The 15,817-nt window shown below is 37.5% G+C and carries 11 protein-coding genes; all 11 read left to right on the top strand.

What is annotated here, in order from left to right; genetic code table 11:
• A complete protein-coding gene (locus FPB0191_RS11475) occupies positions 1-708 on the top strand; it encodes a hypothetical protein (RefSeq protein WP_039106301.1) in 708 nt (235 codons plus the stop codon).
• Between the two features lie 115 nt (positions 709-823).
• Positions 824-1,315, top strand: a complete 492-nt coding sequence (locus FPB0191_RS11470; RefSeq protein ID WP_039106300.1) for a hypothetical protein — start codon at positions 824-826, stop codon at positions 1,313-1,315.
• 35 nt (positions 1,316-1,350) lie between these two features.
• Complete coding sequence (locus tag FPB0191_RS11465; protein ID WP_039106298.1) at positions 1,351-1,800, top strand: DUF2345 domain-containing protein; 450 nt, start codon at positions 1,351-1,353, stop codon at positions 1,798-1,800.
• The gene (locus FPB0191_RS11460; RefSeq protein WP_039106297.1) at positions 1,800-2,750 is read left to right on the top strand and encodes a DUF4123 domain-containing protein; all 951 of its coding nucleotides are present in this window, start codon (positions 1,800-1,802) and stop codon (positions 2,748-2,750) included. The genes FPB0191_RS11465 and FPB0191_RS11460 overlap by 1 nt, the downstream gene beginning before the upstream one ends.
• A gap of 111 nt (positions 2,751-2,861) precedes the next feature.
• Entirely contained in the window at positions 2,862-7,136 is a 4,275-nt protein-coding gene (locus FPB0191_RS11455) for a toxin VasX (RefSeq protein ID WP_039106295.1), read from the top strand.
• A 16-nt stretch (positions 7,137-7,152) separates the two neighbouring features.
• Positions 7,153-7,848 carry a hypothetical protein gene (locus FPB0191_RS11450; protein WP_039106293.1) on the top strand — a complete coding sequence of 232 codons (696 nt, stop codon included), beginning with the start codon at positions 7,153-7,155 and terminating at the stop codon, positions 7,846-7,848.
• Between the two features lie 129 nt (positions 7,849-7,977).
• Positions 7,978-10,572, top strand: coding sequence for a hypothetical protein (locus tag FPB0191_RS11445; RefSeq protein ID WP_039106291.1), 2,595 nt, complete (start codon positions 7,978-7,980; stop codon positions 10,570-10,572).
• A gap of 16 nt (positions 10,573-10,588) precedes the next feature.
• A complete protein-coding gene (locus FPB0191_RS11440; RefSeq protein ID WP_039106290.1) occupies positions 10,589-11,296 on the top strand; it encodes a hypothetical protein in 708 nt (235 codons plus the stop codon).
• Between the two features lie 116 nt (positions 11,297-11,412).
• Positions 11,413-14,004, top strand: coding sequence for a hypothetical protein (locus FPB0191_RS11435; RefSeq protein WP_162485179.1), 2,592 nt, complete (start codon positions 11,413-11,415; stop codon positions 14,002-14,004).
• 16 nt (positions 14,005-14,020) lie between these two features.
• Positions 14,021-14,731, top strand: a complete 711-nt coding sequence (locus FPB0191_RS11430) for a hypothetical protein (protein WP_039106283.1) — start codon at positions 14,021-14,023, stop codon at positions 14,729-14,731.
• A 329-nt stretch (positions 14,732-15,060) separates the two neighbouring features.
• Positions 15,061-15,744: a hypothetical protein gene (locus FPB0191_RS11425; RefSeq protein WP_039106282.1), complete on the top strand. Its 684-nt coding sequence runs from the start codon at positions 15,061-15,063 to the stop codon at positions 15,742-15,744.
• The last annotated feature ends 73 nt before the right edge of the window (positions 15,745-15,817 follow it).

Genomic DNA, 15,817 nt, shown 5'->3' with positions numbered 1-15,817 from the left:
ATGAATAAACGATGGGTAATGGCATTATTGAGTTTAATGGTATTGGGGTTAACCGGATGTGACTCGTATCCCTATAAGACAGATATTCAAGAGATTTATGACCGGAATAATAAGTCAGGCAATAAAGCGATTTGTATGATGGTTGGTGATATTAAACGAACAATGTACCCTTATACCACCTATCATATGGAAGGGGAAGATTTGCCTTTTTCAGAAAAAACGCAAATATCTTTCCACAATCGTGTAAAAAATGAAAATCTACATTTTTTTACTGAACGGGGCTTTTTTACTGAGGAATGGGTAGGTGAGACTGATGGTAAACCGCTATACCGTTATGATTTAACCGATTTAGGTCGACAATATGTTGACTGGGCATTGGGTGAGACAAACTTTTGCTTTGGACGGATAGTGGTGGACTCTATTAAACGGACTAAAGATGGTATAAACGGTATAGGGGGGGGCACAATTCGTGATGTGTATATCACCTATCATGTGGAGAATATTCCTGACTGGGTAAAAGAGCCAGCAGTGTATCAGCGTTATCGTTATTCTGAAAAACTTATTACCGGTGAAAAGCTATCGGGTATGCATAGTTACCGAGTATTGGGTAATGGGAAGTTAAAGTCAATAGGAGGAGTGAATGGAAGGTATCGATGGGCATCTCCAAACGATGATGAAGATGAAAAAGCGCAGCAATCAGTTGATTAAGTATTGCTATTATCTTTTTTATATCTTTGGTAACGATATTCGTCTGTCAGCATTCGGTCGTTGAATGCTGACTCTTTAATGTATCAATCATTATTTATTTTGCCAGCGTTTAAGTTTGTATGGTTTATCCATTCCTAAAACTAAGGATAAAAATGGATTTGGGGATTATAAAAGCATTACTTTAAGTGAGGCACAACAAACAGCTTTACTTTCACACTATCATCAATCGCATACCGGTAAAGAAGCGAACCAAGTTAACAGCGTTATGGTGGTGCATTTTTACAATTTAAGTGCTTATAAAGATAAATTGGGCGACAAAGTGGTGGCAGATCACTGGGATAAGCATAAAAAACGACTGAATCAGCCGTCCATTGAAAATTTTGAAGCGTTAGAAAAATCGGGTTATCAGGCTTTATATCAATATGTAAATGAAAGCTCGCAAGATTATTATCACTATCTGATTTGGTTATGGGGAGAAGATAAACAATACTATCAAGTGGGGGAAGGAGCGAAGAAGGAAGCGCTACCGCAGACGTTAAACAGCTTATTTTTCTGGCATAATGAAGTCTTGCCGAACTGCTCTGGGAAGAAAAGATCAAGCAATTAAATGATGCTGCGCTATTACACTATGCGCCAGCCGGTGTGGCAACTGTTACGCCAGATAGTATTCAACACACGGCGGGTGAAAATATTATTCATACCGCTCAAAATAGTGTTGATATTAGTGCCTTTAAACGTTTTATGATCAATGCCGGTAATCGTATTAGTTTATTCGCTAGTAAAATGGGGATTACTATCTTTGCTGCACAGGGTAAAGTTGATATTCAAGCTCAAAATGATGAATTACATTTGACAGGGAATAAGCATGTTACATTGACCAGTGTCAACCATGAAGTCACTGTTTCCGCTAGTAAAAAATTGAACTTAATATGTGGTAACTCAGCTATTGTTATTCAACCAGATGGCATTAAATTAATTTCTCCAGGTGATGCTAAAGCATTAACTGCGAGTTTTAATGTAATTGGACCATCGAATTTTAAAGCATCTGTTCCCGAATTACCTGCCGGAGCAAGTTGTGAGGAGCAATTATAATGGATAATAGATTTGTTAACAATTTGAAAGCAGTGTTAGAAGTACTTCAAAGTCAATTTAATGAAGGGAGCAGTTTACAACATTATCGTTATTTACTCATTGATCGATTAGCGGTTGTCAGTGAATTATCACCACTTTATGATGAAGCATTACAAGATAATATTGCGCCCGAGTTGTTGGCTGTTATTAAACGGCCTGAACTTGCGCATAGCTTAACTAGTTGTCCGTTACTTGTGTGTATTGCGGAGCCAAATGAACAATTAAACCAAAATCTCTTTGTTAGTGCCTTGAGGCAAATTAATATAGATTACCTAACAAGTAAGCAATATGTGTGTGGTTTTTTGGCAAGCCCTTTACCGCCGGAATCGCTAGCTGATGAGCTGCTTAATGCCGGTTTAATAGCTGGAAAAGCCTTAGGGCGTAGGTTTTTACCATTTTATGAACCTTTCACACTTGATGTGCTATGGCACAGTTATGAAGCACCTAAATCACATCTTGGTTTACTTTTGCCTGACGATACTCATTATTATTTTATTAATACTAATGGCGACTGTTGTGTATTTCATGCTATTGATTATGAGGATGAGAAAGAGTTTGCGCAGCGTTTTGTTAATCCAAAATTACGGTTCAATTTATTGAATCAGGCTGCTCTTTACCATTTAGTTGTGACTTGGCAAGATCTTTGCGAACAACAGAAAAAACCATTATCGGAACAAGCATTATCCCGTATTATGGCATTGTTTTATGATCCTCAGGCTACTCAACTTGACAATGATCAAGATAGACGAGCTTATGTCTTATTTTCATTACAGTATGGACAGTTAATGACTAATGAAGAGTTATCAAAACTGATAAAAGAGGTAATAGAAGATAGCCATAAACAAGGGCAATTAGGTTATCTTTTAAGTCAAAGAAAGGAAGCGCTTTCGTTATTATCACAAGCGCAATAAGTCGCACTTATCAGAATAATTCAGCGTAATAAAAATAAAAACAGTTAGAAAATTAAGATGATGTCATAGAGCTAGATATCGTCGAAAATAATGTAGGGAAGAGAAAATAAGATGAATGAGTCAAATAATCAAGCAGAATCAGAAAACATATTTAATCCGCAGCTTGTTTATGAAGCCAGTGAAAAAGATATGAACTTAGACAGTGGTCAATGTGGCGCATGTCAGCGACGCGGTTTTCCATTATTTTTGGTACGAAAATCAATTGTTCCACGAACCTTTAAATCCCAAATCGATTGGTCAAATGGCATGGTTTCTCTGGGTGACCGAGAGCCAGAAAGAAACTTGCTTGATTATCAGTATGCCTATCGCACTCTCCGAGAAGGGTATGTGTATATTTTATGTAATCGAATAGGTAACGATGATGATAGTAAGCTAGAAGTGATGGCTTATGAAGTGACCCACTCAGGCTGTTTTCGGTTACGTGAGTTTCGAGATGTTAAGGGGACGAGACCGAAAGATATTCCGCTTAGCTGTTTGTCAGACAATCATCAAGTGAAGGCGCAGTTTGTCACGATAGATAACCGAGTTTATGATAAAGCTTGGGTAGCTTATTCATCTATTCGCTGGACATTAGCGACCATCAACTATTATAAAGAAAATCAAGCAGAGCGAGAGCAGCGTTTTAGTCATGTTGATTTAACACAGCAAACAGCAAAGGACGTATCAAAACAAAATCGAAGTTTTTTGTTTAGAGATTTTTTTACAAAAAACCGCTTTTTGTTAGAGCTTGAATGTAGCGATGAAGAAGTCATAGATTACTATGAAGATGAAAGTAAAGGAGAATTGGAAGAAAATAAGGAGAATCAGGGACCAGTGGATGGTCTAATAAATCTGTTAGAAAATGTTCGTAAAGGGGTCATGGCAATTCAATCGCAAAAGTTATCAGATTTGTTAAATGCCACTCCATCAGGCCTAGGATACTTATATAGGCATACATTTTGTACAGCCAGTCATTTTAACTCTCTGCATGGTGAAAAAGCGCGACAAGCCTTAGATTTGACAGTAAGTCGCTATGAGCAAGATAGCCAGTATGGCACAACAGAGCTAACGGCATTAGTGGTAGAGGATCCGTTAGGGCTAGCCGAAGAACTATCAATACAACGTCGGCAACGCTTAGCACCGGTGATAGAAGGACTGGCAGGACAAGATGAAAATGACAACGAGTTATTAAAGCGATACGATCATTTAGTGCGAAACAGTAGCCATAATTATATCTACAATGAAGAAAAGAAAACGGCGAAAAGTAAATTGGCGAAAACGATGCAGAAGCCAGATTCGAGTGAAATTCGGGATACTTTTGCACAATTCTATCAAGAAAACAACGATTATGTCAGCAGTTATCCCTTGTCTTATTTCACTCCTGAAATTCGTTATGCTCGCAATCACTACCACAGTATTATGCAGTACAAGCAGATGATTAAGTCTTCAATCACGGAAACAGGTGACAATGATTTTTATCTATTTCTGTTTTATGACAAAAATCAAGATTATCAGCGAGAATTTAATCAAAATGTTGGAACTAAATTTGAAGAAGATTATTATGAATGGCAAGAAATTAAACTGAAAACTATTTTTCAATCATCCGATGAACTTGCTGAGTTAAATGCATTGGATAAGATTTATGTATTAGATGTGGTGGGTGAAACGTATTTTGCTGAGCAGTTAGAGATAAGTGACCCCCATACATTGGAAAAGTCAAAACTAAATCATTATTTATTTTGTCGGCGTTTAAGTTTGTATGGTTTATCCATTCCTAAAAATAAGGATAATAATGGATTTGGGGATTATAGAAGCATTACTTTAAGTGAGGCACAACAAACAGCTTTACTTTCACACTATCATCAATCGCATACCGGTAAAGAAGCGAACCAGGTTAACAGCGTTATGGTGGTGCATTTTTACAATTTAAGTGCTTATAAAGATAAATTGGGCGACAAAATGGTGGGGGATAACTGGGATAATCATCAAAAAAGACTGAATCAGGCGTCCATTGATAATTTTGAAGCGTTAGAAAAATCGGGTTATCAGGCTTTACAACAATATGTAAATGAAAGCTCACAAGATTATTATCACTATCTGATTTGGTTATGGGGAGAAGATAAACAATACTATCAAGTGGAGGACGGAGCGAAGAAAGAAGCGCTACCGCAGACGTTAAACAGCTTATTTTTCTGGCGTAATGAAGTCTTGCCGAACTGCTCTGATATGCATATTAGTTTTTTATTAACCATGTTACAAATATTTGATAGTGGTAGTGTTGGTAATATTGAATTACCAATCCAATCGGTACTATGGGCGATGTTGTTTGAAAATAAGCAGTCGATTTATTTTTACCTATTGGGTGATACCGAATCAACCGTATCACCCGTTGCAAATGAAGAGGAATTTTATTTCCGAAAAGTAGTTAACAATATGCGGGAAAGGCAAGCGAGTGAATCGCTTTCTGAGGAGCAGCAATCTGACGGCGTAATATCGAACGAGACTATTTTCAACACGGTGAAGGATACAATAACAGCACAAAAAGAAAAAATGATATCAGAAACGGAATCTCAGACAGATACCGTATTGGAGATACTGCTGAAAAAATGGCTTAACACTAGTGTTGACGGGGTGATAAGGGCATCAAGGCATGCTGTCAGACTGAACGAATTAATGGTACGTGAACATTTTCTAACGGTAATGAATTTATTTACGGGGAACCCAAATGAGCGTATTTTGCAATATGAAGTGAAGATGACAGTCAGAGCCTTGAACAAATATATGAAAAATATGCATGAATTGATGCCGTTCTTTTTCAATTCAGAGATGAGAACCAATGGAGGTCAAACGCTACAAGTTAGTAAAAATATTGACGGTATTTGGCAGGTAGAAAATGCTAATAGCCGAAGTATTAACCGGGATAAAGTGAAAGTAAGTCTGTTAGCGTTTTTTAATTCAGCGGAAGAGCAACAGAATTTTGAATCGATATTGCATCGCACTGGTGGGCGCCCGGCGAAGTCGAAGATGAATGAACTCAGACCTTATATCATAGAGATGAGTGATACCGTATACGATAGTGAAGATATAGAAAAATTGTCGAAAGCATTGTCGCGCAATAAACGCAATGCACCTCTTATTAGAACAATCAGCAGCTTGACAACAATGTTATTAAGCGGAATAACAGTCTACTTCCAGATGCAAACATTAAAGAATTTAGAAAGTCAGCTTGATACGATAAATGACCCGGCAATGAAAATGGCAGTACAATTTAGAATATATACGAGTAAAGCCTTAATAGTCTTAAATGCAGTGGATGTGGTAGCGAGGTTTGCTAATTTAGCATCGTTAGGGAAATTAGATTTATATTTAAGTTCAAGGTTTAGTTTCTATTTAGTCATAAAAAGAGCAGATTTATTAAGTAAAGCAATTAGTATAGTTGCGATTATCGATTCGGCGATATCATTCGGGCAAGCAATTTCAAGTTATCGTGATGGGAATACTGGGGCAGGCGTGTATTTGGTAACGAGTTTTATAAATGTTGTTGTGAGTGTTGCTATTAATAAGCTTCCGCTTTATGGGCAGATAGCGGCAGTAGTGATAGTGGCATGTGCGGCGATAATTGAGTCGATTTACTACAGTGATGGAAGTGATTGGGATGAGTTGGATAAGTGGTTAAACCGCAGTATGTTGGGTAATTATGACCATAAAAATAAATATCCGCTTTATTACTTACCGACACCGATTTGCATGAAGTTATCACAGCAGGATTTTTATCTGGCGGTAAAAGGTGGTGTTTGTAAGGTTGAGACTGATTCAAGTTGGTATGATTTTATGAATACCGATTATGACCTTTATTTAATGCTAAATTTACCGGATTTTGATGAGAAAAAGGGATGGTTTGAGGGAACAATAACGGTTACGACATTAGATAGTGGACAAGTGGACACTCTGAATATAAAACATGATTATAAACGATTAGAAATTGTCCCAAGTGGATCAATAGCTAACTTTAAGCCAATAATTAGGCAATCCCTAGACGGTAAAAAAGAACATTATGGTTTTGATGATAAAGAAGTAAAAGAGATGAGTAATGATGAACAGCAATGGAATGCGTTAATGAGTCTGGCAGCTGGGCAGTCTTTACCTGCCCCTACCTCGTCGTCAGAGAGTGAAAGCCCTACAAATGATTCACAGGCAGGGTTATTTTTAATTAAGCAGTGTGTTGGTCAAATTAAGGGTGACCATGAAGTTGAGGTTTACATTAATTATTGGCCAAATGGCAAGCAAGATGAAAATGGTCAGCAAATAACACCGTACTTACTGACTTACCACTATAAAAAAGATTAATGGGAGCGGATAAAAGATGAATAAACGATGGGTAATGGCATTATTGAGTTTAATGGTATTGGGGTTAACGGGATGTGATTCGTATCCCTATAAGACAGATATTCAAGAGATTTATGACCGGAATAATAAGTCAGGCAATAAAGCGATTTGTATGATGGTTGGTGATATTAAACGAGACATGTACCCTTATACCACCTATCATATGGAAGGGGAAGATTTGCCTTTTTCAGAAAAAACGCAAATATCTTTCCACAATCGTGTAAAAAATGAAAATTTACATTTTTTTACTGAACGAGGCTTTTTTACCGAGGAGTGGGTGGGGGAAACTGATGGTAAACCACTGTATCGTTATGATTTGACGGATTTAGGTCGACAGTATTTTGATGGGTTTAGGAACCAAACTAATTTCTGTTTTGGTCGAATAGTGGTGGACTCTATTAAACGGACTAAAGATGGTATAAACGGTATAGGGGGGGGCACAATTCGAGATGTGTATATTACCTATCATGTGGAGAATATCCCGGATTGGGTAAAAGAGCCTGCAGTGTATCAGCGTTATCGTTATCCAAAAGAAGTTGCAACAGGGGAGTCGTTTGAAGGATTTCATAGTTATCGAGTATTAGGTAAAGGTAAATTAAAGTCAATTGCAGGCGTAAATAGAAGATACCAATGGGCATCTCCAAACGATGATGGAGATGAAAAAGCGGAGTAATCAGTCAATTAAATTTTACTTTTATCTTTTTTTAATGCCTTTGATAACGATACTCATCTGTCAGCATTCGGTCGTTGAATGCTGACTCTTTAATGTATCAATCATTATTTATTTTGCCAGCGTTTAAGTTTGTATGGTTTATCCATTCCTGAAACTGAGAATAATAATGGCTTTGGGGATTATAGAAGCATTACTTTAAGTGAGGCACAACAAACAGCTTTACTTTCATACTATCATCAATCGCATACCGGTAAAGAAGCGAACCAAGTTAACAGCGTTATGGTTGTGCATTTTTACAATTTAAGTGCTTATAAAGATAAATTGGGCGACAAAACGGTGGCGGATAACTGGGATAAGCATCAAAAACGACTGAATCAGGCGTCCATTGATAATTTTGAAGCGTTAGAAAAATCGGGTTATCAGTCTTTATATCAATATGTAAATGAAAGCTCACAAGATTATTATCACTATCTGATTTGGTTATGGGGAGAAGATAAACAATACTATCAAGTGGAGGACGGAGCGAAGAAAGAAGCGCTACCGGAGACGTTAAACAGCTTATTTTTCTGGCGTAATGAAGTCTTGCCGAACTGCTCTGATATGCATATTAGTTTTTTATTAACCGTGTTACAAATATTTGATAGTGGTAGTGTTGGTAATATGGAATTGCCAATCCAATCGGCACTATGGGCGATGCTGTTTGAAAATAAGCAGTCGATTTATTTTTACCTATTGGGTGATACCGAATCAACCGTATCACCGATAGCGGATGAAGAGGAATTTTATTTCCGACAAGAAGTGAAAGATAGGCAGGCAAGGCAAGATGGTGAATCGCTTTCTGAGGAACAACAATCCGACGGCGTAATATCGAACGAGACTATTTTCAATGCGGCGAAGGGAACGCTAGATTTAAGTCAAGATATAAATACACTACAAGGAAGAGAAAAGAATGTTTCCGTATTGCAGTTGCTGTTGAAAAGATGGCTTAACACCAGTCTTGAAGGGGTGATAAGGGCATCAAGGCATTCCGTCAGGCTGAATGAATTAATGGTACGTGACCATTTTCTAAGGGTAATGAATTTATTTACGGGGAGCCAAAGTGAGCGTATTTTGCAATATGAAGTGAAGATGACAGTCAGAGCCTTGAACAAATATATGCAAAATATGCATGGATTGATGCCGTTCTTTTTTAATTCAGAAATGAGAACCGCTAGAGGTCAAACACTACAAGTTAGTAAAAATATTGACGGTATTTGGCAGGTAGAAAATGCTAATAGCCGAAGTATTAACCGGGATAAAGTGAAAGTAAGTCTGTTAGCGTTTTTTAAATCAGCAGAAGAGCAACAGAATTTTGAATCATTATTGCATCGCTCTGGTGGGCGCCCGGCGAAGTCGGCGATGAATAGGCTTGCTCCTTATATCATAGAGATGAGTGATACCGTATACGATAGTGAAGATATAGAAAAATTGTCGAAGGCATTGTCGCGCAATAAACGCAATGCGCCTCGTATTGAAAAACTCGACAGCTTGGCAGCAAGTATATTAAATGGAGTAGGGATTTACTTCCAGATACAAACGCTACAGAATTTAGAAAGTCAGCTTGATACGTTAAATGACCCAATAACGAAAGAAACAATCAAATATAAAATACTTGTTAACAGAAGCTTAATAGCATTAAATACAATGGATATAGTAGCGAATATTACTAATTTAGCAACGTCAGGGAAATTAGAATTATATTTTAGCCGTACGAGTAGTCTTTATCGATATGCTAGGCGATATAAAATTTGGAGTAAGACCCTTGCTTGGATAAGCGTTTACGATGCGATGTTATCATGTCTAGTGGCATTTAGGAGTTATAACAGTGGAAATACCGGGTCAGGTGTATTATTGGTAACGAGTCTTTTAAGTTTGGCTGTGAGTTATGCGATGGCTATTAACGTGCTTCCGCTTTATGGGCAGATAGCGGCAGTAGTGATATTGGCATGTGCGGCGATAATTGAGGCTATTTACTATAGTGATGGAAGTGATTGGGATGAGTTGGATAAGTGGTTAAACCGCAGCATGTTGGGTAATTATGACCATAAAGACAAGTATCCGCTTTATTACTTACCGACACCGATTTGCATGCGGTTATCACAGCAGGATTTTTATCTGGCGGTAAATGGTGGTATTTGTAAGGTTGAAGCTGATTCAAGTTGGTATGATTTTTGGAACAATTATGACCTTTATTTAGAGCTTAAATTACCAGATTTTAATAAGAAAAAAGGGTGGTTTGAGGGGTTAATAATGGTTATGTCATCAAATAATCAGCAAGTGATCATCCTGAAGATTAAACATGATTATAAACGATTAGAAATTGTTCCAAGTGGATCAATAGCTAACTTTAAGCCAATAATTAGGCAATCCCTGGACGGTAAAAAAGAACATTATGGTTTTGATGATAAAGAAGTAAAAGAGGTGAGTAATGATGAACAGCAATGGAATGCGTTAATGAGTCTGGCAGCTGGGCAGTCTTTACCTACCCCTACACCATCGTCAGAGCTTGAAAGCCCTACAAATGATTCACAGATAGGATTGTTTTCAATTAAGCAGTGTGTTGGTCAAATTAAGGGTGACCATGAAGTTGAGGTATCTATTAATTATTGGCCAAATGGCAAGCAAGATGAAAATGGTCAGCAAATAACACCGTACTTACTGACTTACCACTATAAAAAAGATTAATGGGAGAGGATAAAAGATGAATAAACGATGGGTAATAGCATTATGGGGGGTAATAGTATTAGGATTAACCGGATGTGACTCGTATCCCTATAAGACAGATATTCAAAAGATTTATGACAGGAATAATCAGTCAGGCAATAAAGCGATTTGTATGATGGTTGGTGATATTAAACGAAACATGTACCCTTATACAACCTATCATATGGAAGGGGAAGATTTGCCTTTTTCAGAAAAAACGCAAATATCTTTCCACAATCGTGTAAAAAATGAAAATCTACACTTTTTTGCTGAACGAGGCTTTTTTACCGAGGAATGGGTGGGTGAAACTGATGGCAAACAGCTATATCATTATGATTTAACCGATTTAGGTCGACAATATGTTGACTGGGGATTGGGTGAGACAAATTTCTGCTTTGGTCGGATAGTGGTGGACTCTATTAAACGGACTAAAGATGGTATAAACGGTATAGGAGGTGGCACAATTCGTGATGTGTATATCACCTATCATGTGGAGAATATTCCTGACTGGGTAAAAGAGCCGGCAGTGTATCAGCGTTATCGTTATCCAAAAGAAGTTGCAACAGGGGAGTCGTTTGAAGGATATCATAGTTATCGAGTATTAGGTAAAGGAAAATTAAAGTCAATTGCAGGTGTGAATAGAAGATATCAATGGGCATCTCCAAACGATGATGGAGATGAAAAAACTCAGCAATCAGTTGATTAAGTATTGCTATTATCTTTTTTTATATCTTTGGTAACGATACTCGTCTGTCAGCATTCGGTCGTAGAATGCTGACGCTTTAATGTATCAATCATTATTTATTATGTCAGCGTTTAAGTTTGTATGGTTTATCCATTCCTAAAACTGAGAATAATAATGGCTTTGGGGATTATAGAAGCATTACTTTAAGTGAGGCACAACAAACAGCTTTACTTTCACACTATCATCAATCGCATACCAGTAAAGAAGCGAACCAGGTTAACAGCGTTATGGTGGTGCATTTTTACAATTTAAGTGCTTATAAAGATAAATTGGGCGACAAAACGGTGGCGGATAACTGGGATAAGCATCAAAAACGACTGAATCAGCCGTCCATTGAAAATTTTGAAGCGTTAGAAAAATCGGGTTATCAGTCTTTATATCAATATGTAAATGAAAGCTCACAAGATTATTATCACTATCTGATTTGGTTATGGGGAGAAGATAAACAATACTATCAAGTGGAGGACGGAGCGAAGAAAGAAGCGCTACCGGAGACGTTAAACAGCTTATTTTTCTGGCGTAATGAAGTCTTGCCGAACTGCTCTGATATGCATATTAGTTTTTTATTAAACGTGTTACAAATATTTGATAGTGGTAGTGTTGGTAATATGGAATTGCCAATCCAATCCGCACTATGGGCGATGTTGTTTGAAAATAAGCAGTCGATTTATTTTTACCTATTGGGTGATACCGAATCAACCGTATCACCGATAGCGGATGAAGAGGAATTTTATTTCCGAAAAGTAGTTAACAATATGCGGGAAAGGCAAGCGAGTGAATCGCTTTCTGAGGAGCAGCAATCTGACGGCGTAATATCGAACGAGACTATTTTCAACACGGTGAAGGATACAATAACAGCACAAAAAGAAAAAATGATATCAGAAACGGAATCTCAGACAGATACCGTATTGGAGATACTGCTGAAAAAATGGCTTAACACTAGTGTTGACGGGGTGATAAGAGCATCAAGGCATGCTGTCAGACTGAACGAATTAATGGTACGTGAACATTTTCTAACGGTAATGAATTTATTTACGGGAAACCCAAATGAGCGTATTTTGCAATATGAAGTGAAGATGACAGTCAGAGCCTTGAACAAATATATGAAAAATATGCATGAATTGATGCCGTTCTTTTTCAATTCAGAGATGAGAACCAATGGAGGTCAAACGCTACAAGTTAGTAAAAATATTGACGGTATTTGGCAGGTAGAAAATGCTAATAGCCGAAGTATTAACCGGGATAAAGTGAAAGTAAGTCTGTTAGCGTTTTTTAATTCAGCGGAAGAGCAACAGAATTTTGAATCGATATTGCATCGCACTGGTGGGCGCCCGGCGAAGTCGAAGATGAATGAACTCAGACCTTATATCATAGAGATGAGTGATACCGTATACGATAGTGAAGATATAGAAAAATTGTCGAAAGCATTGTCGCGCAATAAACGCAATGCACCTCTTATTAGAACAATCAGCAGCTTGACAACAATGTTATTAAGCGGAATAACAGTCTACTTCCAGATGCAAACATTAAAGAATTTAGAAAGTCAGCTTGATACGATAAATGACCCGGCAATGAAAATGGCAGTACAATTTAGAATATATACGAGTAAAGCCTTAATAGTCTTAAATGCAGTGGATGTGGTAGCGAGGTTTGCTAATTTAGCATCGTTAGGGAAATTAGATTTATATTTAAGTTCAAGGTTTAGTTTCTATTTAGTCATAAAAAGAGCAGATTTATTAAGTAAAGCAATTAGTATAGTTGCGATTATCGATTCGGCGATATCATTCGGGCAAGCAATTTCAAGTTATCGTGATGGGAATACTGGGGCAGGCGTGTATTTGGTAACGAGTTTTATAAATTTTGTTGTGAGTGTTGCTATTAATAAGCTTCCGCTTTATGGGCAGATAGCGGCAGTAGTGATAGTGGCATGTGCGGCGATAATTGAGTCGATTTACTACAGTGATGGAAGTGATTGGGATGAGTTGGATAAGTGGTTAAACCGCAGTATGTTGGGTAATTATGACCATAAAAATAAATATCCGCTTTATTACTTACCGACACCGATTTGCATGAAGTTATCACAGCAGGATTTTTATCTGGCGGTAAAAGGAGGTGTTTGTAAGGTTGAGACTGATTCAAGTTGGTATGATTTTATAAATACCGATTATGATCTTTATTTAGACCTTAGATTACCGGATTTTAATAAGAAAAATGGATGGTTTGAGGGAACAATAACGGTTACGACATTAGATAGTGGACAAGTGGACACTCTGAATATAAAACATGGTGAACAGAATTTAGAGATCACTCCGACTAAAGAAATGGCTAACTTAAAGCCGATAATTAAAGAATCCCTAGACGGAAAAAAAGAATATTATGGTTTTGATGATAATGAAGTAAAAGAGGTGAGCAATGATGAACAGCAATGGAATGCGTTAATGAGTCTGGCAGCTGGGCAGTCTTTACCTGTCTCTACACCGTCGTCAGAGAGTGAAAGCCCTACAAATGATTCACAGATAGGGTTATTTTTAATTAAGCAGTGTGTTGGCCAAATCAAGGGGGACCATGAAGTTGAGGTTGCTATTAATTATTGGCCAAATGGAGAGCAAGATGAAAATGGTCAGGATATAACGCCGTACTTACTGACTTACCACTATAGAAAAGATTAATGGGAGAGGATAAAAGATGAATAAACGATGGGTGATAGCATTATGGGGGGTAATAGTATTAGGGTTAACCGGGTGTGACTCGTATCCCTATAAGGCAGATATTCAAAAGATTTATGACCGGAATAATCAGTCAGGCAATAAAGCGATTTGTATGATGGTTGGTGATATTAAACGAGACATGTACCCTTATACTATTTATTATATGGAAGGGGAATATTTGCCTTTTTCATCAAAAACACAAAGAGCATATTTTAATCGTTTAAAAAATGAAACTCTACACTTTTTTGCTGAACGAGGCTTTTTTACCGAGGAATGGGTAGGGGAAACTGATGGTAAACCGCTATATCGTTATAACCTAACCGATTTAGGTCGCCAATATGTTGACTGGGGATTGGGTGAGACAAATTTCTGTTTTGGTCGGATAGTGGTGGATTCTATAAAACGAACTAAAGATGGTATAAACGGTATAGGGGGAGGTACAATCCGTGATGTGTATATCACCTATCATGTGGAGAATATTCCTGATTGGGTAAAAGAGCCGGCAGTGTATCAGCTTTTTCGTTATCCAAAAGAAGTTGCAACGGGGGAGTCGTTTGAAGGATTTCATAGTTATCGAGTATTAGGTAAAGGAAAATTAAAGTCAATTGCAGGTGTGAATAGAAGATATCAATGGGCATCTTCAAGCAAAAAAAATAAAGATGAAAAAACTCAGCAATCAGTCGATTAAGCATTACTATTATCTTTTTTAATGTCTTTGGTAACGATACTCATCTGTCAGCATTCGGTCGTAGAATGCTGAAGCTTTAATGTGTCTTTAGCAACAGGGCAGACCTGCCGGCTCCTATACACCGTCGCCAGAGAATGAAAACCCTACAAATGATTCTCAGACAGGGTTATTTGTAATTAAGCAGTGTATTGGCCAAATCAAGGGTGACCATGAAGTTGAGGTAGCTATTAATTATTGGCCAAATGGAGAGCAAGATGAAAATGGTCAGCAAATAATACCGTACTTACTGACTTACCACTATAAAAAAGATTAATGGGAGAGGATAAAAGATGAATAAACGATGGGTAATAGCATTATGGGGGGTAATAGTATTGGGGTTAACCGGATGTGATTCGTATCCCTATAAGACAGATATTCAAAAGATTTATGACCGGAATAATCAGTCAGGCAATAAAGCGATTTGTATGATGGTTGGAGATATTAAACGAGACATGTACCCTTATACTACCTATCATATAGAAGGGGAGGAATTGCCCTATTCAAATGATAGACTAAAACCCTTTTATAATCGTTTAAAAAACGAAACTTTGCACTTCTTTGCTGAACGGGGATTTTTTACCGAGGAATGGGTAGGTGAGACTGATGGTAAACCGCTATATCGTTATGATTTAACCGATTTAGGTCGACAATATGTTGACTGGGGATTGGGTGAGACAAATTTCTGTTTTGGTCGGATAGTGGTGGACTCTATTATTCGGACTAAAGATGTTACTAATGGAGTCGGGGGAGGAAAAGAGCGTGATGTGTATATTACCTATCATGTGGAGAATATCCCGGACTGGGTAAAAGAGCCGGCAGTGTATCAGCTTTTTCGTTATCCAAAAGAAGTTGCAACAGGAGAGTCGTTTGAAGGATTTCATAGTTATCGAGTATTAGGTAAAGGAAAATTAAAGTCAATTGCAGGTGTGAATAGAAGATATCAATGGGCATCTTCAAACGATGATGAAGATTAAAAAACTCAGCAATCAGTTGATTAAGCTTTACAATTATCATTTTTAATTTTTTGGATAAGTGTGCTTACTAATA

It is taken from the genome of Frischella perrara, assembly GCF_000807275.1.
GTDB lineage: Bacteria > Pseudomonadota > Gammaproteobacteria > Enterobacterales > Orbaceae > Frischella > Frischella perrara.
This window is presented reverse-complemented; position numbering and strand designations above follow the sequence as displayed.